The sequence below is a fragment of the Dokdonia ponticola genome (assembly GCF_042653865.1).
Classification (GTDB): domain Bacteria; phylum Bacteroidota; class Bacteroidia; order Flavobacteriales; family Flavobacteriaceae; genus Dokdonia; species Dokdonia ponticola.
The window spans coordinates 25,023-45,641 of the sequence record NZ_JBHSFV010000004.1 but is presented as its reverse complement, the minus strand read 5'-3'; the positions used below and the strand labels follow the sequence as shown (position 1 = coordinate 45,641).

Sequence of the window (20,619 nt, the reverse complement as noted above, 5' to 3'; positions counted from 1 at the left end):
TGTTTATTCTAAAGTTTAATAGTGCGGTTGTAATTAACATAGTATTATGAAGAAAGCCCTCCAATTGGAGGGCTTTGCTATATAATATAAAAAGTATTGTGTTATTTAGGGTCTAGTATAAGATCAATACGTTCTACCAAGTCAATCAAATGTATTCTGCTTATTTTGTCGCTCATACGTCCGGTGTTGCTTTGTAAAGTTCGTTTTAGGTCTTTGAGCTCTTGACGTACAATCGCACGGATATCACTTTGACTAACGTCTATATTTGTACGAGAAGAAAAACGAGCAAAAGCGCCAGAAAGCCTTGGTTGTTCTTTCGTCATTAAGGTTTCCAAACGTTCTACATAGGCTCTTTGTAAATTACGACGGTAGATGTCAATTTTTCTACTACTTCTTAATTCACTAAAGAGTCCATTACGCAAGTCAGCCATCATCTCCATAGTTGTGTATGCCTCCTCTCCATTAAGCGCTTCATTTTCTAACATACGCGCTACTCTTCCAAAATCAAGTAAGTTATTTAAAGTACGTGTTTGGAAACGACGAATACGCTCAACACTTCCTGCAGATTCTACTTTATCGAAGATGCTCTCGTCTATTAACCACTGCGGTGTTTCAAATAGCTCTTTTTGAAGGAATGTCAACGCACCTTTTTGTTTGTCTGCGTCTACATGAGTGTACACAGCTCCTTCTTGATCGTATGTTTTGTATATTTCATAAACACCTCCAATATTTGCAGTGACATGTCCCATGTATCTATTGTATTGTGATAATACTTGACCATACATAGTCTCTAAGTCTTCATAGTTTTTTCCATCTTCTGCGGTCCACTTTGTAAGATTAGGTACAATACGCTTTAAATTCGCTATTCCATACGTGCTTGCTTTGACAGCATCGTCTCCTAAATCTTCTGTTTGTGAGCTAGGGTCAACAACTCCAAATTGTTGTCTTCCAAAACGGTACATAGGATCTCCAGCATGTTCTAAAATCCAGCTATCTAAGGTTTTCTTTTCATCTTCTGCAGCTGTATTTAAAATGGGTTTGTATCCCCATTTGATAGCATATTTGTCATAAATACCAATGTTAGGCATAAGAGCGACATCTCCATCTCCAGGTTGTGCTACATAGTTAAAACGTGCATAGTCCATGATAGAAGGAGCTGTGCCGTATTTTTTAGTGAATTCAGGATCGCGTAATTTGTCTACAGGGTAGGCAACACTACTTCCCATGTTGTGTGGTAAACCTAATGTATGTCCAACTTCGTGAGAAGAAACAAAACGAATCAAACGTCCCATTACCTCGTCTTTAAATTCTAAGGTTTGTGCGTCAGGATTAATAGCTGCTGTTTGTATAAAATACCAATTGCGTAATAATGACATTACATTATGATACCAGTTAATGTCACTTTCTAAGATTTCTCCACTTCTAGGGTCACTTACGTGAGGTCCATTTGCATTTGGGATTGGAGAGGCTAGATAGCGTACAACACTATAGCGGACATCTTCTGGGCTCCAGTCAGGATCTTCTTCTGGAGTAGGAGGATCTTTTGCGATGATGGCATTTTTAAATCCAGCAGCTTCAAAAGCAACTTGCCAATCTTCAATACCCTGTTTGATATAAGGAATCCATTTTTTTGGAGTCGCTCTATCTACATAATATACTATCTGTTTTTTTGGTTCCACGAGTTCACCACGATTGTATTTTTCAATATCCTCATCTTTTACTTCTAATCTCCATCTGTCTAAATATCTAACCGTTTTACTCTTTTGTGCTTCCTGTCCGTAATCAGTTTGACCACGAGCAAACCAGCCTACACGTTGATCAAAATAACGTCGCTTCATAGGCGTTTCAGGAAGTAAAATCATAGAGTTACTCATCATTAAAGAGAGTGAGCCAGTTGCACTATTACTTGGAGGTGCAGATGCTGCATACGTTTTTACGTGTCTAGTTTCGATATTTCTAGGATAACTACGTATAGTGTCTATATACGAACGCTTTTCATCAAGGCGTGTTACTTTGTATCCTTTTCTTCTAGAATCTGGAAGGCCGAGTGGTTTGACATCTTTTGTGAAAAGTTCTGATGCGTCTATAACTGTATTTCTAGAGTTGTTTACAGTGTCTTTATGGTAAGCTTTGATATCAAAAGCATATAAAATAGGTTCAAAGTTACTATTCTTAACAGCTTCAGAGATCGGCAATGAATCTGCAGCATAAATCTGGTGAGAGACTACGCGGAGAAGTACTTTTTTGTCTTTTACTTCCCAACGTAATACAGAGGTGTTTTGTTTACCTCCACCAAATCCTAATCCGGTAGCTGTTTTGGCAATACGAGTCACCATAAGCATCTCTCTTCCAAAAAGAGAATCAGGAATTTCGTAAAAGTAGGAGTTGTCTATTTTGTGAACGGTAAAGAGACCTTCGTCTGTTTTTGCCTCTTTGGTGATGACCTTATTATAAGGTTGTATTTCCCCTTTTTTAGGTTTGGGTTTTGATTTTGCGGAGGCTGTAGCCTTTGATTTTTTGGTCTGAGAAGCTCCACAACCTATTATTGATAGTGCTAAAAAAGCTAAAATCAAGTAGTGTATTTTTATACGCATAATGAGTTTTTTTGAAGCACAAAAGGTAAGTATTGTTAGAAGGGAATTTTGTGAATGTATTGTTAAATACGTGTGATTTATTGATGTTTTGTAATGAAAACGATAAAAACGTCACATTTACTTAATTTCATACACCAATTTATGGGCTTATTATGAAAAATTAATAATTACTTCTGTCGTTATTTATAACAGGTCTAATGTTGTTTGATAAAGCGGTTTGCTTGTTGCTTTTGAGAGAATCCAAGCAAAATAGCTTAGCATAAAAATATCTTCTTTCGCTTTATTTTTTGTGGTAAATAGACTTTTTATGCTTTCGCGAAAGCGGTCACCTTTTACTTCTTCTGGGTATTTATGTATGATTTCTAATATCTTGAGAAAATCCTGAAGCCTATGCTCCTGAGAAATGACATGTTTGTAACTTCGTTTAAAACGCTTTAGAAGTGATTCTACAAGATCCATATTTTCTAACTCTATGTGAGTGATAAGCTGAAGCAGGTCATGTTTGATCATCCAGTCTTCACCCATTTTGGTTACATACCAAGCTGTGCTATGTTTTAACATATTCAGTACGCTTAGCGCTTGTTTGTAAAGTCCCTGTTGTATGCGACAAATACAAAGCACAAGAATAAGATCGGGGTCTTGAATCTTATTTTTTCTTGTTTGGTTTTTAAAATGAGCTTCTAAGAGGATAATGGCTTCGGTTGCATTTCCAGTATAATTAAGAATAAGGGAACGAAGTAGGAGTTCGCTTTCGCGAAAGCGGAATTTATAAGCACCCCTTTCAGCGAGCATTTGCTCTTTCATGAGGTCGAGATAGGTGATTGCCAACTCAAATTGCCTGTTCCTGAAATACGCATTTGACATAAAATAGAGCAAATGGATGTGGTAGTAGAGGTGTTTGTTCGTTATGTTTTTCTTGAGAGCAATCTTTGTATAGATACGTTCAAAAAAGGGGAGTGCATCAAAATAATTATTCTCTAATCGCGCTACAGTATTGATGATTTCTAGCAATTGGTATAGCGATTTGAAGGTAAGTGATGTATCAATACTGATGTTGAATTTTTGAAATGCATCCGTAAGAAGTTGATTTAGGTCTTCTGTAACGGTATTATTGGTTTTTGAAATGTGGTCTTTGATGTAGGCGTAGGCTAAGTTCAGGTTTTCTTGATGTTGATGATGTTTTTGGTTGGTTTGAAATGCAAGGATTAAATCGGTAAGATTTGTTTCGGGATGGAGGTGTGCGTATTGTATTTGGGTGTGATAGATCTCGCCGAGCATGCTGTATAAGTCATGTGCTTTTGCGATGGTGACTGCTTTTTGAAGTGTTTTTTGAGCTGCTTTGTGTACTTCTTGTTCGTAGAGAATACGTGCCGTAAGAATGCGTTTTAGTACTTCAAATTCTTCGGTAGTTTCAGATTCTAGATTACGACTTGCAATAAAATCAAGTAAGCTGTCGTGAAGTCGTTTGCAGAGTGCATGATAGGCATTTCTAGCGGCTTTTCCGTATAGCTTGACATCAATATTGGTAGGGAGTTGCGGTTGTCTTAATAGCTTTAATAAGATGGTGTTTTTTGTATCAGCGCGTTTATTTTTTTGACGTAGGTACGACTTGAACTTTTCATAATCTTCTGCAGAAAGTGATTGTATCATATCAAAAAGCACCATATAGTATCGTAAGTATTAGATTATATAATTACCGTAATATATGATATTTAACTAGTATTAATAAAAATATATCATAAGTTTTTAGTAAAACTTTGATTTTTTTGCTCTTAATCCTATTGCATATTTGCCCTGTCATTTAACCAATGGATTATGGATTTTAATAATAAAAAACTCACACGCACAACCACATTCATTCATTATGTCATTAGTTTTCTTTTAGCCATCTTTTTAATAGGCATGGCGAATCGAATTATTTGGGATATTGACGGTGTAGAACAACGTCCTTATGTTACCGATTTTGAAATACACACAGATGTCAAAAAATATCGGGTGTTAAGGCAAAGTATTCGAGATTCGATTTTAAGCATACAGGACGAAAAAGAGAATGTACAATTATCGGTTGATCTTGTTCAAAATGCGCTAGAAGAGCAACAAGCATCTTTTAAAACCTGGATATCGACACGTACAGCCACACAATCTTCTCAGGTAAATGTTGAGATACAGCATCGCAATCGCTTATTGGACTCTTTGCGTACTTCGCTTAAAACAGAAAAAGCAGAAATACTTTTGTTGCAGGCACGTATAGAGGGCTTTCTTGCAGAAGAACGAACGTATGAAGAAGCTATAGATAAAGAAATATCCGAAGCTAGAAAACTATATGTAAAAGCCGAGCGAGCCTATGACTTACACATTTTTATAAGTCGGTTGTTATTTGTAATTCCAGTATTATTGTTAGGAATCTGGCTATTGCTTAAAAAACGAAAGCACAGTTATTGGCCATTGTTTAGGGGCGTTGTATTCTTTGCGTTTTATGCCTTCTTTATCGGATTGGTTCCCTATTTACCAAGTTATGGAGGGTATGTGCGCTATGCTATTGGGATTCTATTATCTGTACTCCTCGGAATATATGCGATAAAACACTTAAAAGCTTTTGTTAAAAGAAAGAAAGAAGAGCTACAGCTATCCTCTGTAGAACGCTCTAAACAAATCAAAAATGAAGTTGCAGAGAAGGCATTAGAAAATCATATGTGTCCTAGTTGCGGCAAAGATTATTTGATCAATGAGATTTTTCAAAGTGGAAAACGTAAAAACCGATCGGGAACCCTAAGGGTGACGACCTATTGTCGTCACTGCGGACTTCAACTTTTTAAAAATTGTACTACCTGTGATACTAAGAATTATGCACACCTGCCACATTGTTATTCCTGTGGTGATACACTCATAAATACATAAGAAAATTACACAAACATTAAAACACACAACTATGGAAAATCAAGTAAAAATTGAAACAGAAAAAAAGGAAAAAGTAAAAGGAGTATTTGATGCAAAACCAACTGCTGCTTTTATATCAGCATCTTGGGCATCTTTACTCATAGGAATGGTCTCTTTTTGTGTCGGATTATGGAATGCTACGATGGATCTTAATGAAAAAGGATACTACTTTACAATATTGTTATTTGGCTTATTTTCAGTGATTTCGGTTCAAAAAACAGTGAGAGATAGATTAGAAGGAATTCCTGTAACAGATATATATTATGGAGTGAGTTGGTTTGTGACCATCGTCTCTATATTATTACTTGTTATAGGCTTATGGAATGCAAACTTAGCATTGAGTGAAAAAGGCTTTTATGGCATTTCTTTTTTCCTAAGTCTCTTTGCTGCTATTGCGGTGCAAAAGAACACAAGAGATATTAAGTTTTTGGAACAAAAAGAAAGTTAGATAACAAAGCGTAATAACAGGTTATTGTGCTTTGTTGTGTGGTGTGAGAAACCCGATAGGACGTAATATACTATCGGGTTTTACGTGTTTATAAAAAAGCTGTAGTACATTGCTGTTAATAAAGTGATTAGGCATTAAATATACGATGGTTTTGTGTGTGGACATTTGTAGGTAGTTTTTGTAGTATAAAGTTAAAAAGTAGGTCTACAATAGATGTTTATTTTGCATAAGACGGCTATATTTAAAAAAACGGATGGTTTTGCCATCCGTTTTGTTTTTATCCAAAATGTATAGTGCAGCTTTTAGAGACTCCAAACCATCTTAGACGATTACGGGAAGCTGTTTTGTATACGTAATCTCTTAACATTCTCGGTATAAATCCAAGTAATGCAGCGACGCGTTTCCATTTGGGTATTTCAGCTACTATTTTTAAAAAGCCATCAGAATGTGTGTGTATTCCTGTTTGATTAATGAGAATAACAGTGTCTAACTGATCTGTAGGTCGATGATACTGTCTTAATAATTCTTGTCCTTTTGGAGATTGAAAAGGCAAAAAGTGAAAAGTAGCAGTAGGTGCAAATTTCAAAAGCCAACCTATGACACCATTACATAAATTACATTCTCCATCAAATATGATGATGTCTTTCTGATGATTTGTTTTCATATCTATTTCATATGTTAATTACTGGTAATGTGTCGAGGTCATTATAGATTCATTACCCAAAAAGATTTCTTTTCATTTTGTAAGTACTCGATTGTATTTGCCGACACACCTAGGTAAATGCTAAAAAATAAAACCTATGAAAAAGATATTCTTTATCGTTAGTCTAATGATGACTACTATTTTTAATCTGCAAGCTCAAGCCATAAATGCCATCCCTTTTAGTCCAGATATCGCACAATTACCAGATGGATGGCATAAATTTACTTTACAGGGTGCCAGCTTTGATGTCGAAGTTGCTTCTGGTAATCTTGTAAAAGGAAATATTAGTTGGTTTGACGGAACAAAATATTCAGGCAATTTATCAGGTTCTGTCATTTCAGGGAGAGGGACTTATACTTGGCCGGATGGAACACGGTATGAAGGATCTTTTAAAAATAATCAACGACATGGGAAAGGGTCTATGATTCTCGTAGACCATTCAAAATGGAGTGGTAAATGGAAGCATAATAAGAAAAACGGAAAAGGAAAGCTATTTGACACTTCTGGAGAGATAGTGCTACAAGGTGTTTGGGTAGAAAATGAATTTGTAGACTCTAAATAATAATTGTTTGAATTGAAAAAAAAAGCCTCCTATCTCGCGATAGAAGGCTTTGATGTTTTTAAATAATAGGTTTATTTATTCTTCTTGTTTTGTAAGGGTTACTTTCCATATTTTACTAGAGGCTGCAGATTTTCCTTGCCCGTACGTGCCAGGATTGGATTCAAATGCTTCTATACCTCCATAGATGTGGCCGATAACAACTTCACTATTTGTGCCTAAGGTTGTCTTCAGATCGACAATCTCAGAGTTAATTTCTCCTATTTTTTGAGAAATACTAGTGCTGTTTTTTATGAGAATGGACTCTGCACCATAAAAATTAGATGTATTTCCAAATACATTATGAAGTGTATCTTTAATAGCGCTCTGCATAGGTTGCTTTTTAACATCCATCGTAATATGTAATCCAGTATTTGTAAAACCAGATAAGGTACTTGAAGGCTTCCCATCACCGATACCTCCTAATAAAAAGGTATGTAATACATTGGTGTCACTATCAAACCCAACGAAATTACCACAGGCATACACATTAAAATTGTCTTGATTGTAAGCCGTGTCGTAGGTGTATAATTTATTTTCTGTTGCCCAATCTGGGTGTACATAAATCGCGTCATTCCATGCTTGTAGATCTTCTCCAGGTTTAAAAACCCCTCCATAAAACGTAAGGCTTTGTTCCATTGTTTTTTCTGTTTCATTGTAATACATTGAAGGGACTACAGGACCGTCTCTGCGGCGAAAAATGGATACATTATCAGCTGAGGGGTCGGTAGGATCAGAGACATCAGAAATAGCTGCAGAAACAGTTACACCCAAAGATAAGGTTGTTTTAGAAGGCTTTACTGAAAATGGATATACAGCATCTAGGTATTTTTGACTACTACTTGTAAAATTGTGACCACCTGCCACATAAAAAGTGCTTCCTAATTTTAATACTTCAGCACCTGTACTAACGAGAGAAGCTGCCGTGTCATATCTAAAAATGTTTGACCACTCTGCATCGGTAAGGGTTTCCTTTTTTGTCAATTTTATTAACGATTCGATGTGTAATCTCACAACCTGATCATACGTGATATATTCTTGCTTTTTATGATCTGTAACCGTGGTATCTTGGTGCCAATTTGGGGTTTCTTCAAAATACTCAAAGTTCTTTGGACCATATCCGCCTATTAGATACATATATCCATCATCTTGGGTGACTAGCGGATTTGAATTCACAAAAATCGAAGTGAAGTTGATACTATCTTTTTCTAACTTTTTAAACGATTGATACATCGTAGACGTAGTATCCTTCGCTAAATGAGTTTTAAGCCCTTTCATAAATACCGTGTAGTCAATATCCCAGGCGGTATCATTCGTTGGATTATAGGTGTAAATTTTTGTGTTAAATGATTTAGGTATAAACGAGGAGTCTGCATAATTGGCATCTAAATTATGAAGTCCACCAATTAAAGCATCTTTATTGGTACGGCCTGCAAATAAAAGCCAATCTTCTCCAGAAGTGGCATGTGCAAACGATTGTAAGGCAGGTGCATTTGATGCAGCGATAGGTGTGACGCTTACCTTATAACTTATTGTTTTAGTGGGGCCAGGACATGCGGTACATAAAAGTAAAACAAGCCCAGCAGTGACGAAGGTATAGATTTTCTTCATGGGGGTTACTAGTTTTGGTTATTAATGAGCTACAAAAATAATTAGAATCAGTTTTTTAAAAACAGGGGTTTTTACGGGTATTTACGCTTTCGCGAAAGCGTGTAAGAAAAGAAAAAAGACCCACTTTATAAAAGCAGGTCTTTGTATATAAGTTATTAACGATGTGAATTTTAACTCTCTAATGTCACCGTCAATCCGCTATCATCCTTAGTGACTTTAGCAACGCCGAGTTTTGTCAGACCTTTGAGGCCTTTGTCCCAGCCTTTGTTGCTTAATCCAGTAGCTGTTTTTAGTGCGCCCAATGCTATGGTTTTCTCTTTTTTAAGAACCTCGTAGATCGCTTTTTCATTATCAGTAAGCTCTAAAGGTTTCTTTTCTGGTTTCATCTGCGGGAAGAAAAGTACTTCTTGAATCGACTGATTATTGGTCATAAACATCGCAAGACGGTCAATACCAATACCAATTCCAGAGGTAGGAGGCATTCCATACTCCAAAGCACGTAAGAAATCCTGATCGATAAACATCGCTTCGTCATCTCCTTTTTCAGAGAGCTTTAATTGGTCTTCAAAACGCTCACGCTGATCGATAGGGTCATTCAACTCGGTATAGGCATTTGCTAATTCCTTCCCATTTACCATCAATTCAAAACGTTCTGTCAATCCTTCTTTGCTTCGGTGCTTCTTCGTCAGCGGACTCATTTCTACTGGATGATCCATAATGAAGGTAGGTTGGATGTATAAATGCTCACACTTCTCTCCAAAAATCTCATCGACTAGTTTTCCAATCCCCATAGTTTCATCTACCTCAAGGCCTAGCGCTCTAGCTGCATCACGAATTTCTTCTTCTGATTTTTGATATAAATCGTAGCCCGTATGTTCCTTAATCGCATCTAAAATTCCAATACGCTTGTAGGGGGCTTTATAGTTAATAATATTTTCGCCGAAAGGCACTTCTGGCGTACCATGAAGCTTTATCGCTACTTTTTCAAGCAATTGCTCTGTGGTATCCATCATCCACTCATAATCCTTGTAAGCAGCATACATTTCCATGACCGTAAATTCTGGGTTGTGCGTACGATCCATCCCTTCGTTACGGAAATCTTTTGCAAATTCATATACGCCATCAAAGCCTCCTACAATTAATCTTTTTAGGTATAACTCATTAGCAATACGCAGGTATAAAGGAATATCTAGCGCATTGTGATGGGTCATAAACGGACGTGCAGAAGCACCTCCAGGGATGGGTTGTAAGATGGGAGTTTCTACTTCTAAGAATCCCATCTCATTATAAAAATCACGAATTGCCGTAGTGATTTGTGTACGTTTGACAAAGGTGTCTTTTACTTTTGGATTCACTACAAGATCTACATATCGTTGGCGGTAACGTAATTCAGGATCGTTAAACTCATCATGCACCTTTCCGTCTTCGTCTACTCTAGGCTGTGGTAATGGGCGTAGTGACTTACTTAAGAGCGTAAAGTCTTTTACCATCACAGTGATTTCTCCTACTTTGGTAGTGAATAACTCACCTTCAATCCCTACAAAATCACCGATGTCTAATAATTTCTTATAGACATCATTGTATTTTGATTTATCATCTCCTGTACAAATCTCATCACGGTTAAAATACACTTGCACACGGCCTTCAGCATCTTGAAGCTCAGCAAAAGAGGCAGATCCTTGGATACGTCTAGACATCAAGCGCCCAGCGATGATGACCTTCATCCCTTCCTTGTACTCCTGTTTTATCTTGGTAGATGTATTATTTACTGGATATAAAGGAGCGGGATAGGGGTCGATACCCATTTTGCGCAAGCGTGATAATTTATCACGACGTACTTGTTCTTGTTCTGAGAGTGCCATACACTATTGTTTTAAGCGTGCAAAGATACTCGTTACGTGATTAAAATTCAATCTTATTCTGCATAGGGATTTGATCTATTTGATATTCGCCTTCAATAGGTCTATCGCTTCTTGAATTTTTTTGTTGTCAGGGTTTAATAAAAGTGCTTTTTTGTAGGCTTCTAAGGCCTCTTCAGATCTTTCTAGTTTAGCCAATTTGTTGCCAAGATTTAAAAAAGTACTGCTTTCTGTTGGATAGAGTTGTGTGTTAAATTTTAGAGCTGCAATGGCTTTTTCTGTTTCCCCAGCGTAAAAAAGTACACTAGCGTAGGTGTTGAGTTGACTCGTTTTTTGCGCATATTTTTGAAGTTCTTTTACGTTTTTATGTGATTTTTTGATGAATTTTTCAGTACCAAGATCTTCTAGGAGTTCATTGGTGAGGGTCACTATGTGATAATTGGGTGTGTAGTTGTTTTTAAGGATTGCCAGCATATCTTGTTCTAAACTCACCACAGGTGATTCTACAATGCGGTTGACTTCCTTTCCGTCTTTGTAAAATATGATTGTAGGGACACGATGGATATTTATGCCTTCATGTTCTCCTCCGGGGCTTTGTTTGTAGTTTTCGGCATTTCTAGCCACGGCAACAAGTGTAAGTCGATCGAGAGGGAATTGAGCGGCTTCTAAGATTTTATATAATCGAGGAATCTCTCGTTTGCTATCCCCGCACCACGTTCCCATAAAGGCAGTGAGGGTGTATGCGGATAGTGATCCTTTTAAAGAATTGATGGTTGTGACGTCTGGAGTGTACTCGTCAAATCCTTTGGTAAACCAAGTGGCATAGGGCGCTTCACTGAGCGCTTCTTTATTAATCTTTCCTAGGAGGAAAGAGGATTTATTTTGTGTTTCTTCGTGGTTAAAGGATTGCGAAAATCCAATAGTTTGAAAAGCAATTATTGCCATTGTAAAGAGGATGTTTTTCTTCATTGTTTCTTATTTTTAAATAGGGTTCTAAATTGAGATTAAAACCATAAACAGTAAAGAAACAGGGGATGGGAAGAGGGACTAGACCCTAGGTGGAAATTTAATAGTGTAATGATAATCAGATGATTAAATTTTTTTATTTAGCAAAAGATCTATAATGCCTTGAAATATAAAAGTGAGCGTATCTTGTTAATACCCCTTGTGCAGTTATCAAAGTAGTTTGTCTAAGATTTTTTATAAAGAGATTTAACTTCCTCTCTATTGGATACATTTAGTTTTTTATAAATGCTGTTAATGTGTGTTTTTACAGTACTCACACTGACAAATATCTCAGAAGCAATTTCTTTATTGGTACGATTTTGTAGAATTAAGTCTAATACTTTTTGTTCTTGATTTGTTAAAGACGTGGGTGTCTGAGCAGGTGCTTTTCTTTTAAAAAATAGAAAATATGCATTTGTAAGAAGTGATACAATTAATAAAAAACCTAGAATATATATCCAGTTAGATGTTGGGGTTGCTTCAGGTTTACGGATTAAGAAATAATCGGCAGCAAGTTCTTTTTTAAATTGTTCTGTGTAGGGTTGGTTTGGGTATTTTTCGTTTAACCTAGCGGCAAGTTCTTGATAATAATTTGTTTGTTCTAGATCTTGTAGGTAATAGTTGTAAAGGTCTCGAGAGCGATCAGAAAGGAATGCATAGGCATACAATTCAGCGAGGGGTTCGTCTAGTTGTTGACCGTAGTCTTGAAATTTTTTAAACCATTTTTGGGCATTGAGGTCCCAATTAGCTTGACTTCTGTAGGAACCAAATTCATACCGCATTAATTCTTTGAGGGAATCTATCTTAATAAAGGTATTTGCTTTTTCATTGGTAGATGCAACACTGCAAAAGATTTCTTGATCAAAGGTAAAGGGGAGTGTGATTTTGTCTTTGTTGTTGGCCACAAACAGGACTTCTTTACTGTTTAGACAATGTCCTGTAAAATGTGCCGCATCTTTTGATTCTTCAGGACAACTATCTATATGTATGCGATACATATTGTTTTCGGGCGATAAGTTATTTCCCGAAAAGGTAAAATGCCCAAAAGCATCTGGTGTGGTCTTATTAATAATTTGCTCTGGATAGATTCCTGATAGCTTTCTGTAGTCTCTGACGATAGAGAGGTAGATGTCACCTTCCCAATTCTTAGTGTCTATTTGTCCAGAAAATTCATATTGTCCAAAGCATACCCATGAGAAGCTGCAGGTAAGTAACATTAGTATAAAAAGCTTGTGTCTCATAGTGATTTAAAACGCTAATATAAAAAAGATAGATTTCCTGCGTTGAAAGATGTAACAATATCTTTCTTTTACAGACGTATAGCATACATCAATCAATCATACCCTGCTGAATACGGGGTGTCAAAATCAAATCTTATGAGTTTCTGGCGTGTACTTTTAGCCATATTTTTTCCACCTCTTTCCGTCATTGGAAGAGGATGTGGATCGGTATTAATAGTTTTCTTACTTTGGCTGTGTGGTTGGGTGCCTGGTGTTATTGCGGCCCTAGTCATACTAAATAATCCAAAAAATAACTAAAATGACAAAAAGAGTAGGAGTATTATGCGGCTTATTAGTTTTTATACTAGTGAGTTGTAATGTCCAAGAACGCATTGTTTTTAATGAAAATATGGGAGGTCATTATGAGACTTCTTTTGATCTTTCTGCCATGATGACGATGGCCAATGAGATGGGAGGTGGCGCTTCTAATCCTGATAAAAAAAAGACAAAAACAGACACTGTAATCGTTTTTGCAGATCTTATTAGAGACCATAAAGACAGTATTGCTGGTTTACCCGCAGAAGATCGCGCTAAAATAGAGAAACTTAAGGATTTTACCATGGCGATGAAAATGGATGAAGCTAATGGAGAGTTTAAAATGAATATTTCTAAAGATTTTACAACCTTTTCAGAATTAGAGCGTGTAGCTTATGAAGTAGATGAAGTGTTTGACCAAGCAAAAAGCGAAGTGCAAAAAGAACAATCAGCCCCTGGAGGAGACATGATGTCTTTAGATAAAGTAATCTATACGTTTGAAAATAATACCTTTAGAAGGACAGATCCCAAAAGTTTAAGTGAACATCTGGAAGATGAAGGACTCCTTAAGGAAGAGACAAAACTAGACCTTGAAGCCCTAAAAAATAATCTAACATCAGATGAAGAAGAAAGTCAAGAAGAGGCGATGCTCAAAGGAATGATGAGTCAATTTACCACCGAACTTGAAAATGCTACCATGAAATTGGAATATGTGTTTCCCCGAAAAGTGATCTCAGTATCTCCTGAGGGAGCTGTGATTTCTGAAGATGGAAAGACAGTGACTTTTGTGGTGCCGTGGAGTGAGTTAATGGAAGAAAAAACCAAGGTTCTTGAAAACTTTGAAGTCGTTCTAGAGGATAAATAAAAGCGTTTATATTTTAACACAAAATCCTTCTAGGCAATATATTTATACCATTTTAACCATAAAATGTTGCATATAGGCTTGCTCTTTTTCATTCTAAATTCCTTGCTCATACATTCCGTAGCTATGGCTATGCAATATAATCACGGTGTCTTTAGAATAAAAAACTACGTCGCCTTTTATGTAATATTTTAAAATTAAATTGGTATTAGAAGGATTTTTGTTTCTCCGTATCTTTGTATTGTGAATAAAACAATCCAACTTCAGGACTTAGGCAACCGAGATTATAAAGAAACTTGGGATTATCAAGAGGAACTTTTCAAAGAAATTCTGGATATAAAAATCAAGAATAGACGTGAAGATGCCGGACTTGCGACTCCTAATTATTTCCTTATGGTAGAGCATCCGCATGTATTTACATTAGGGAAGAGTGGTGATTTTGATAATTTGCTTGTCAGCGAAAAAGAACTTGCAGAAAAAAACGCTACGTTCTATAAGATAAACAGAGGAGGTGATATTACCTATCATGGACCTGGCCAAATTGTAGGCTATCCTATCCTAGATTTAGAAAATTTCTTTACAGATATCCATAAGTATTTACGATTGCTAGAAGAAATGGTCATTTTAACCCTTGCAGATTATGGCCTCAACGCCGAACGTTCTCCTGGTGAAACAGGGGTTTGGTTTGATGTAGGAACTCCGTTTGCACGAAAAATATGTGCGATGGGTGTGCGTGCTAGTCGTTGGGTGACCATGCACGGTTTTGCGTTTAATGTGAATGCAGATTTAGGATACTTCGACTTAATGATTCCTTGCGGCATTAAAGATAAAGCAGTGACGTCTCTCAATGTTGAACTAGGAAAATCCAACGTTGATGAAGCTGAAGTAAAAGAAAAATTACTCAAACATTTTACTACTTTGTTTGAAGCAGAAATACAACAAAAAACCGAAGCCTAGGCTTCGGTTTTTTGTTACAATCATATGTTACATTGTAACAACTGCTGTGGGATGATTTGCGATCACAATATTTAAAACAGCCTCTGTGATATTGAACGGCGGGCCACTTTCACCTCCAAAATCTTCTACACGGATATAGAAGGTTTCGGCTATTATTTCTTCACTTCCTAAAGTCGCGGTAAAGGTGCCTGAAAGTAATTGTGCCGTAAAGGCATTGTTACGATCTCCATTAAATCGGATCGTAGATGAAAATCCATTGTTGTTTTCTGTCCAAGGAGAAGGTATAGTCGTACTTATAGGTGTTGAAATGGGTGAATATTGGAATTGCACTTGGCGGACTCCGCCTTGATCAACACCTCCTAGTATAAAATCATAAGAAATCCCAGCACGTAGGTTGAGTTGTAAGTTGTCAAAAGTATCATCTTGCGTAAAGGTTCTATCAAAACCATCTCCTGTGATTTTTAAAGAGAAGGTTGGGGCAACAGTATCTGTCTCTGGTACGTCTGTCTCGCAAGCTATCAGGCAGCATACTAGAAAAGAGGCGCATAGGTATTTAAAAAGTGTTTTCATGATGTTAGTTGTTTTGAGCTTTCGGAAAGTGCCTATCCAGTATGTTTTTTCGCGAAAGCGTAATTTTTAAAAAACCCAATACGACAATGAGTGAGATAGTGAGAGAAGATTTATCGTAATAAAACCTAGATAGTTTGTAGTATTGGGTTTGGGCTAATTAATTGTAAGATTAAAAATCGGTGACTTCATTTAATAGCGACCGACTCATCAGGCGGCCATTTTCTTTATAGGTTTCCTGTTTGACCATGCCTATCCCTTCGGCAATCCAATCAGTGCATTTGTAATTTCTTGAAGCGAGGCTACCTCTCATCTCATTATCATACGTAATTACAAAACAATCAAAAATTCCCGCTGGAGTTTCTATTTGCTCCTTTCGTATGACTTTTCTATTGGATAACACAATATCAAAGTTGATAGCCAAAATCTGTGCATTTAAATTGATAGAAGCACTTGCATCGGGTAAGTTTTGCCCAATCTCTAAATGATTAGGAATCGCAAGCCTGTCTGTGGTGGTCACCGTGTATTCCATATCTTCATATTGACTCAATAAATCGGTCATGATAGATTCTGGAGCGAGGTAAGTCGTTCTGTTGTTGCAACCTAATGCTAACTTACCCCCTGTGATGTGTTCTCCGCGTTTGTCCCAAAGATTAAAATTCATTTGTATTCCTGAAGCGTTGGCACTTTCTACATTGTACTCTGTGGTCATGCTATGGCGTTCTCTTTTGTCATATACTTTATGAATTAATTTCCTCCCGGGTTTGGAAGCATAATACTTACTGCAATTATTTTGTGCGAGTAGCGGTGTCGTTATAAATAAAACGATCAAGATTATGAGTGCTTTCATATACTTGTTTTTAGAGTGTTAAACTGGTTTTGATAAGTTGGTTAGGGTCGCCATTATTAGAGGATGCATTGATCCAGAAGTTGGTGCCGTCAAAGGCAATGCCATAGGCTCTATATCCCTCAACGGTGAGCGTTTCAAGAACTTCAAAAGAAGAAGAAACATCACAGATGTATATATTACCTTGAGAGCATACATAGAGTAAATCGTTTTGATAATCCATGCCATCAACCCTCCTGTCAAGAGGGATTGTTCTGGTAATTATTTGTGCGCTTTCATTGTTGTAATCTAGTAGATAAAGTGTTTCTTCATTACCGCTAGAAGCCCATACCGTAAGGCCTTCTTTAGAGGCAAGCCCATAAATCCAAGGACCTAGCTCAAGAGAGGTAAAGGCTTCTGTGTTTGTGTTTTCTGTGTAGGCTTTAAATTGTGTCGATCCATTATTAGATTGAAAAATATACTTGTCTGGAACATCAAATTTTTCTACCTCTACGGCAAACGCAGATTGTGTTGTGATAATCACACCGTCTAGCGCAAATGTCTCGGGGTTGATCAGTCCAATATTATCTGCGGCATATCCGTTACCTAAGAGGATTTGTGTGCCATTAAACGCAATATCTGCTGTTTCATCCCAGGGAGCATCCCCTTGTGATATAATGGTTAATTTTTGAATCCAAGTGTCACTAGAAGGCGCATTGGTCACACGGTTATAGGTACTCACATTACCACTACTGTCCAGAAGTTCTAACGTGCTATCAGTCAGAGTGTAATTGAGTAATACACTCCCGAAAAAACCAATTTCTACAGTAACTTGATTGTCTGTTGCGGTATAATTACCTGTATTTTCATCCCTAAAACCGTTATCATCTTGAAAAAATAGATTCATGGTATTGTCAGGTTTTATTAATAGATATTCCCATTGGACTCCTATAAGGCTTCCGGAGGTACGTTGCCAGTCACCTATGATGGATGCTGTTATTTCCATTTCGGGAGGTGTAGTGTCGTCATTATTACCACATCCAAGCGTAAGTAATAAAACGAGCATTCCTGCCATTTTTAAAAGTGTTTTCATGTCTGTTAATTTTAAGTTGTATTTAAAGCTTTACAAACTCTACGCGTCGGTTAAGGGTTTTTCCTTCTTTGGTAGCGTTAGATGCAACAGGTTGACTTTCTCCCATGCCATCGGTGGTGATTCTGGATGCATCGATTCCGTAAGCGGTTGTCATCATTTTCTTTACGGCGTCGGCACGCTTTCGCGAAAGCGTAAGATTACGATCTTCCGGTCCATCATCATCGGTATGTCCTATAATCTTGATGTTTACCTCAGGGTTTTCTTCTAGTACGGTAGCAATCTCCCGAATGGTCGGAAACGAACTATCTTTAAGCGTCGCACTCGCCGATTCAAATAGAATACTGTTAGTGGTAAGGCGTCCTTCTGTGAGTAATTTACTGCGATTGTCTTCGCCTGTTTTTGCGATGCGGATATTAGAAATGTAAATTTCATCCATGCCTTCTGGATCTCTAAGACCTCTTACCGCAAGTTTAAATACATTGGCATTTTCGGGAACAAGCCTTGGGACATCTACTAGTTTATTTTCATTTAGCCATACACGCATGCGTGTTTTGTTTACTGCGATAGCAACGTGTGATTTTCCATTAATCGCTTCTCGATAGTCCTTTCCTATCTGATTACGAAGTTGGCGTTTCCCATCGGCGACTTTTTCTACCACCCCGTTATTCCCTATAAATTGACACACAGAAATCTCTGCCATACACCAGTCTTTGGCTCGTTTAAAGCCTGTGTTGTCTTCAATAAGGAGGGTAAGAAAAGCTTGAGAACTTGTTTTACCATCTAGTCCATCCGTAAAGAGATCAAACTCTATGGTGTAGTTTTCTGGAAGGGATTCTTTGGTCAATGGGATGTATTTGGAGCGCCCACTTAATCGCATCCATTTCTGGTTGTTAATCATCGCGATGTCACCACTGCCATTGGTATCCCATTGTACGGGAAAATCACCAGGGTTGTCTTTGGTAAATTGATCTTCAAAAATGGTGATATTACCTGGTGTAAAATCAGAACTTCGCTTTATGGTAGGGCTTGACTCTGTAGACGCTTCGTTGGAAGAAGTGTTTTCATCCTGACCTGTGTCTTTCGCTTTGTTTTTACGTTTCTTCTTCTTTTTTTTCTTTTTCTTAAAAACACTGTCAAGTGCTTGGTCTGTTTTTTTGGTAGTTTCTCTTTCTACTCTTCTTTCTACCGCGCGTTCGGCAGATTTTTCGGCGGCTTCTCCTAATTTTTTAAAGAGTTGTGCCTTTGCTCCAGAACTACATAAAAGAAGGCAAAAAACGAATATGATGTGTTGTGTTTTCATGATATTATCCTTTGGTTTTTAATGCGTCTTTTTCTTGACCTTCTTTCAAGGCTTTTTGTAACATTTGCGTGAATTTGAGTTCCATCTCTTTTTTCTTTTTTGGATCATCACTCAACGCTATAAGTTTGTATTGCTCGGTTAATTTTTTCTTGAGCTCTGGATCTACATCACTTTTATTAAGAAGATCCATATAGCCATCTATGCCTTGCATTTCCTTAATTCCACCTAAATCACCAAAAATATTTCCTAGTACTTGTGCTTGCTGGTCTAATACATTTCCATTAGCTGGAAGGTTGTTTTGGGTTGTAGGGGTTTCTTTTGTTGTGGTTGTGGTTGTTTTTGTTTGCGCTTTCGCGAAAGCGGACACAAATAGCATTGCTACGATAGTGAGATAAAATGTTGTTTTCATGATATAGTAATTAGTGTGTTAGTCATTTATTTTTATAGAGCCAATAGCACCAGAGAGTCCATCTTCTTGTACACCTCCAAAAATCCAGAGCTCATCCCCATACACCAACGCGTCATGTGCATATAACCCGTCAAAAGGAATCTCACCATCATACGTAATCCAGTTGATGCCGTCTTGAGAATACCAGATGTGATTGTTGTATTGGTTGGTGATGCTCCAGCCTCCTATGAGCCATAATGCATTGTCGTATGTGTTTAGGGAGTGAAAGACAATAGGATCTACAAATGCTCCCGTAGGGGTGACTTCGGCCCAAGTAATACCATCTTCTGTAGTCCAGGTATCATTTAGAAAATTAGTGTCATTGGTACCTCCTATGAGATAGATTTTATTATTAAAAACGACGGTTTCTGCTGCAGTACGAACAGGAAATACATTGGTTGCGATGAGATTCCAGTTGAATCCATCATCAGATCTGTATACGGCCATCATTTGCGTGCCCGCGTCATCTTCGTAATCATCCGTAATAAGATAAAGCTGTCCATTGTAAGCTACCGTACTATGAAAAGATACTCCTCCAAACGGAAGAAGGTCTGATCCAAGAGTCCAGAAAACGCCGTCGTTGCTTACCCATACTTCTTCTAAGTCATTGTCATCATTATCTGCACCGCCTATAAGAAATAAATCTCCATTAAATTCGGTAACAGAATGCCCTCTACGCTCGCTGCCAAATGAGGTGTCAGATACCCAGGCAATGCCATTATCACTATGCCAGACGCCTAAGTTGTAAGGCATTTCTTTAGTAGCTCCTAGTCCTGCGCCATAATAAGAGTGCACGCTTCCATTAAAGACTGCCATCTCTTGGAAAGCAAAATCTCCGATTTGATCTTGTTGTGTGTGAAGTGTAAACGTGAGATCTAGATTTGCTATATCTGGATCGGTAGGGTCCATCATTTCTTCTTCAGGCATTTCGTTTACAACAACAGGTTCATCATCGCTAGCACAACTTATGGCAAGTGCTCCAAAGATGAATAGTAAGATGATTTGTTTTACTGTTTTATTTGTTTTCATAATTGTAGTTTAAAGTGGTTGATCAAAAGAAGTGGGATTGTATATTTTCATAGGATTATTTTTTAAAAGTTGTTTTTTTGATGACTTTATTTTTATCCATAATTTTTAATTCATAGTCTCCTTCCTGAAGTGCATTTACATTGAGGTAAATTTTATGACCTGGCATTGGAGGAAGTGTGCCTTTAAGTTGTTTAGACTTCTTATTCATTGTGTTTTTAAAAGGTGAACCATGATGAACTACTAACTT

At 37.3% G+C, this 20,619-nt stretch carries 21 protein-coding genes; 6 read left to right on the top strand and 15 right to left on the bottom strand.

Features of this window, described 5'->3' with window-relative positions:
- Positions 1-101: 101 nt before the first annotated feature.
- The gene (locus ACFO3O_RS08210) at positions 102-2,594 is read right to left on the bottom strand and encodes a zinc-dependent metalloprotease (protein ID WP_379978115.1); all 2,493 of its coding nucleotides are present in this window, start codon (positions 2,592-2,594) and stop codon (positions 102-104) included.
- Positions 2,595-2,777: 183 nt separating this feature from the next.
- Positions 2,778-4,244 carry a hypothetical protein gene (locus ACFO3O_RS08205; protein WP_379978114.1) on the bottom strand — a complete coding sequence of 489 codons (1,467 nt, stop codon included), beginning with the start codon at positions 4,242-4,244 and terminating at the stop codon, positions 2,778-2,780.
- 165 nt (positions 4,245-4,409) lie between these two features.
- Between ACFO3O_RS08205 and ACFO3O_RS08200 the strand changes: the two genes are divergently transcribed.
- Together ACFO3O_RS08200 and yiaA are read left to right on the top strand one after the other, a co-directional pair.
- Complete coding sequence (locus tag ACFO3O_RS08200; protein WP_379978113.1) at positions 4,410-5,492, top strand: hypothetical protein; 1,083 nt, start codon at positions 4,410-4,412, stop codon at positions 5,490-5,492.
- A gap of 31 nt (positions 5,493-5,523) precedes the next feature.
- Complete coding sequence (gene yiaA, locus ACFO3O_RS08195; RefSeq protein ID WP_379978112.1) at positions 5,524-5,979, top strand: inner membrane protein YiaA; 456 nt, start codon at positions 5,524-5,526, stop codon at positions 5,977-5,979.
- 21 nt (positions 5,980-6,000) lie between these two features.
- Here yiaA and ACFO3O_RS08190 read toward each other — a convergent pair whose 3' ends face one another.
- Complete coding sequence (locus ACFO3O_RS08190) at positions 6,001-6,144, bottom strand: hypothetical protein (protein WP_379978111.1); 144 nt, start codon at positions 6,142-6,144, stop codon at positions 6,001-6,003.
- Between the two features lie 112 nt (positions 6,145-6,256).
- The gene (locus ACFO3O_RS08185) at positions 6,257-6,643 is read right to left on the bottom strand and encodes a thiol-disulfide oxidoreductase DCC family protein (protein WP_379978110.1); all 387 of its coding nucleotides are present in this window, start codon (positions 6,641-6,643) and stop codon (positions 6,257-6,259) included.
- A gap of 136 nt (positions 6,644-6,779) precedes the next feature.
- On the opposite strand from ACFO3O_RS08185, the gene ACFO3O_RS08180 reads away from it, so the two are divergent.
- Positions 6,780-7,244, top strand: a complete 465-nt coding sequence (locus ACFO3O_RS08180; RefSeq protein ID WP_379978109.1) for an MORN repeat-containing protein — start codon at positions 6,780-6,782, stop codon at positions 7,242-7,244.
- Between the two features lie 75 nt (positions 7,245-7,319).
- Here the strand turns inward: ACFO3O_RS08180 and ACFO3O_RS08175 are convergent, their stop codons facing one another.
- The 4 genes from ACFO3O_RS08175 to ACFO3O_RS08160 form a co-directional block, all read right to left on the bottom strand.
- Complete coding sequence (locus ACFO3O_RS08175) at positions 7,320-8,891, bottom strand: hypothetical protein (protein WP_379978108.1); 1,572 nt, start codon at positions 8,889-8,891, stop codon at positions 7,320-7,322.
- A gap of 170 nt (positions 8,892-9,061) precedes the next feature.
- On the bottom strand, positions 9,062-10,753 hold the full coding sequence (gene lysS / locus ACFO3O_RS08170) for a lysine--tRNA ligase (RefSeq protein ID WP_379978107.1): 1,692 nt from the start codon (positions 10,751-10,753) through the stop codon (positions 9,062-9,064).
- Between the two features lie 75 nt (positions 10,754-10,828).
- Positions 10,829-11,719 carry a thioredoxin family protein gene (locus ACFO3O_RS08165; RefSeq protein ID WP_379978106.1) on the bottom strand — a complete coding sequence of 297 codons (891 nt, stop codon included), beginning with the start codon at positions 11,717-11,719 and terminating at the stop codon, positions 10,829-10,831.
- Between the two features lie 221 nt (positions 11,720-11,940).
- The gene (locus ACFO3O_RS08160; protein ID WP_379978105.1) at positions 11,941-12,996 is read right to left on the bottom strand and encodes a helix-turn-helix domain-containing protein; all 1,056 of its coding nucleotides are present in this window, start codon (positions 12,994-12,996) and stop codon (positions 11,941-11,943) included.
- Positions 12,997-13,131: 135 nt separating this feature from the next.
- On the opposite strand from ACFO3O_RS08160, the gene ACFO3O_RS08155 reads away from it, so the two are divergent.
- The 3 genes from ACFO3O_RS08155 (at position 13,132) to lipB (ending at position 15,109) form a co-directional block, all read left to right on the top strand.
- Entirely contained in the window at positions 13,132-13,293 is a 162-nt protein-coding gene (locus tag ACFO3O_RS08155; RefSeq protein ID WP_089369478.1) for a YqaE/Pmp3 family membrane protein, read from the top strand.
- A gap of 1 nt (position 13,294) precedes the next feature.
- Entirely contained in the window at positions 13,295-14,155 is an 861-nt protein-coding gene (locus ACFO3O_RS08150) for a hypothetical protein (protein ID WP_379978104.1), read from the top strand.
- A 240-nt stretch (positions 14,156-14,395) separates the two neighbouring features.
- Positions 14,396-15,109 carry a lipoyl(octanoyl) transferase LipB gene (lipB, locus tag ACFO3O_RS08145; protein WP_379978103.1) on the top strand — a complete coding sequence of 238 codons (714 nt, stop codon included), beginning with the start codon at positions 14,396-14,398 and terminating at the stop codon, positions 15,107-15,109.
- Positions 15,110-15,136: 27 nt separating this feature from the next.
- Here lipB and ACFO3O_RS08140 read toward each other — a convergent pair whose 3' ends face one another.
- The 7 genes from ACFO3O_RS08140 to ACFO3O_RS08110 form a co-directional block, all read right to left on the bottom strand.
- Positions 15,137-15,679, bottom strand: coding sequence for a hypothetical protein (locus ACFO3O_RS08140; protein ID WP_379978102.1), 543 nt, complete (start codon positions 15,677-15,679; stop codon positions 15,137-15,139).
- A 169-nt stretch (positions 15,680-15,848) separates the two neighbouring features.
- Positions 15,849-16,526: a TapB family protein gene (locus ACFO3O_RS08135; protein WP_379978101.1), complete on the bottom strand. Its 678-nt coding sequence runs from the start codon at positions 16,524-16,526 to the stop codon at positions 15,849-15,851.
- A 10-nt stretch (positions 16,527-16,536) separates the two neighbouring features.
- Complete coding sequence (locus tag ACFO3O_RS08130) at positions 16,537-17,595, bottom strand: hypothetical protein (RefSeq protein WP_379978100.1); 1,059 nt, start codon at positions 17,593-17,595, stop codon at positions 16,537-16,539.
- 22 nt (positions 17,596-17,617) lie between these two features.
- Positions 17,618-18,895 (bottom strand): OmpA family protein, encoded by a 1,278-nt coding sequence (locus ACFO3O_RS08125; RefSeq protein WP_379978099.1) that lies wholly within the window; start codon positions 18,893-18,895, stop codon positions 17,618-17,620.
- Positions 18,896-18,899: 4 nt separating this feature from the next.
- Positions 18,900-19,304, bottom strand: a complete 405-nt coding sequence (locus ACFO3O_RS08120; protein WP_379978098.1) for a hypothetical protein — start codon at positions 19,302-19,304, stop codon at positions 18,900-18,902.
- A gap of 18 nt (positions 19,305-19,322) precedes the next feature.
- Positions 19,323-20,372 carry a Kelch repeat-containing protein gene (locus tag ACFO3O_RS08115; protein WP_379978097.1) on the bottom strand — a complete coding sequence of 350 codons (1,050 nt, stop codon included), beginning with the start codon at positions 20,370-20,372 and terminating at the stop codon, positions 19,323-19,325.
- 55 nt (positions 20,373-20,427) lie between these two features.
- Positions 20,428-20,580 (bottom strand): hypothetical protein, encoded by a 153-nt coding sequence (locus tag ACFO3O_RS08110; protein WP_379978096.1) that lies wholly within the window; start codon positions 20,578-20,580, stop codon positions 20,428-20,430.
- Between the last annotated feature and the right edge of the window lie 39 nt (positions 20,581-20,619).

Excerpts from the sequence above, each read along its gene's own strand:
- ACFO3O_RS08110 (WP_379978096.1), bottom strand. The coding sequence starts at position 20,580 with ATGAATAAGAAGTCTAAACAACTTAAAGGCACACTTCCTCCAATGCCA.
- ACFO3O_RS08190 (WP_379978111.1), bottom strand. The coding sequence starts at position 6,144 with ATGTCCACACACAAAACCATCGTATATTTAATGCCTAATCACTTTATT.
- ACFO3O_RS08155 (WP_089369478.1), top strand. The coding sequence starts at position 13,132 with ATGAGTTTCTGGCGTGTACTTTTAGCCATATTTTTTCCACCTCTTTCC.
- ACFO3O_RS08115 (WP_379978097.1), bottom strand. The coding sequence starts at position 20,372 with ATGAAAACAAATAAAACAGTAAAACAAATCATCTTACTATTCATCTTT.
- ACFO3O_RS08150 (WP_379978104.1), top strand. The coding sequence starts at position 13,295 with ATGACAAAAAGAGTAGGAGTATTATGCGGCTTATTAGTTTTTATACTA.
- ACFO3O_RS08130 (WP_379978100.1), bottom strand. The coding sequence starts at position 17,595 with ATGAAAACACTTTTAAAAATGGCAGGAATGCTCGTTTTATTACTTACG.
- ACFO3O_RS08140 (WP_379978102.1), bottom strand. The coding sequence starts at position 15,679 with ATGAAAACACTTTTTAAATACCTATGCGCCTCTTTTCTAGTATGCTGC.
- ACFO3O_RS08120 (WP_379978098.1), bottom strand. The coding sequence starts at position 19,304 with ATGAAAACAACATTTTATCTCACTATCGTAGCAATGCTATTTGTGTCC.
- ACFO3O_RS08175 (WP_379978108.1), bottom strand. The coding sequence starts at position 8,891 with ATGAAGAAAATCTATACCTTCGTCACTGCTGGGCTTGTTTTACTTTTA.
- yiaA (WP_379978112.1), top strand. The coding sequence starts at position 5,524 with ATGGAAAATCAAGTAAAAATTGAAACAGAAAAAAAGGAAAAAGTAAAA.
- ACFO3O_RS08185 (WP_379978110.1), bottom strand. The coding sequence starts at position 6,643 with ATGAAAACAAATCATCAGAAAGACATCATCATATTTGATGGAGAATGT.
- ACFO3O_RS08205 (WP_379978114.1), bottom strand. The coding sequence starts at position 4,244 with ATGATACAATCACTTTCTGCAGAAGATTATGAAAAGTTCAAGTCGTAC.
- ACFO3O_RS08160 (WP_379978105.1), bottom strand. The coding sequence starts at position 12,996 with ATGAGACACAAGCTTTTTATACTAATGTTACTTACCTGCAGCTTCTCA.
- ACFO3O_RS08180 (WP_379978109.1), top strand. The coding sequence starts at position 6,780 with ATGAAAAAGATATTCTTTATCGTTAGTCTAATGATGACTACTATTTTT.
- lysS (WP_379978107.1), bottom strand. The coding sequence starts at position 10,753 with ATGGCACTCTCAGAACAAGAACAAGTACGTCGTGATAAATTATCACGC.
- ACFO3O_RS08210 (WP_379978115.1), bottom strand. The coding sequence starts at position 2,594 with ATGCGTATAAAAATACACTACTTGATTTTAGCTTTTTTAGCACTATCA.
- ACFO3O_RS08165 (WP_379978106.1), bottom strand. The coding sequence starts at position 11,719 with ATGAAGAAAAACATCCTCTTTACAATGGCAATAATTGCTTTTCAAACT.
- ACFO3O_RS08125 (WP_379978099.1), bottom strand. The coding sequence starts at position 18,895 with ATGAAAACACAACACATCATATTCGTTTTTTGCCTTCTTTTATGTAGT.
- ACFO3O_RS08135 (WP_379978101.1), bottom strand. The coding sequence starts at position 16,526 with ATGAAAGCACTCATAATCTTGATCGTTTTATTTATAACGACACCGCTA.
- ACFO3O_RS08200 (WP_379978113.1), top strand. The coding sequence starts at position 4,410 with ATGGATTTTAATAATAAAAAACTCACACGCACAACCACATTCATTCAT.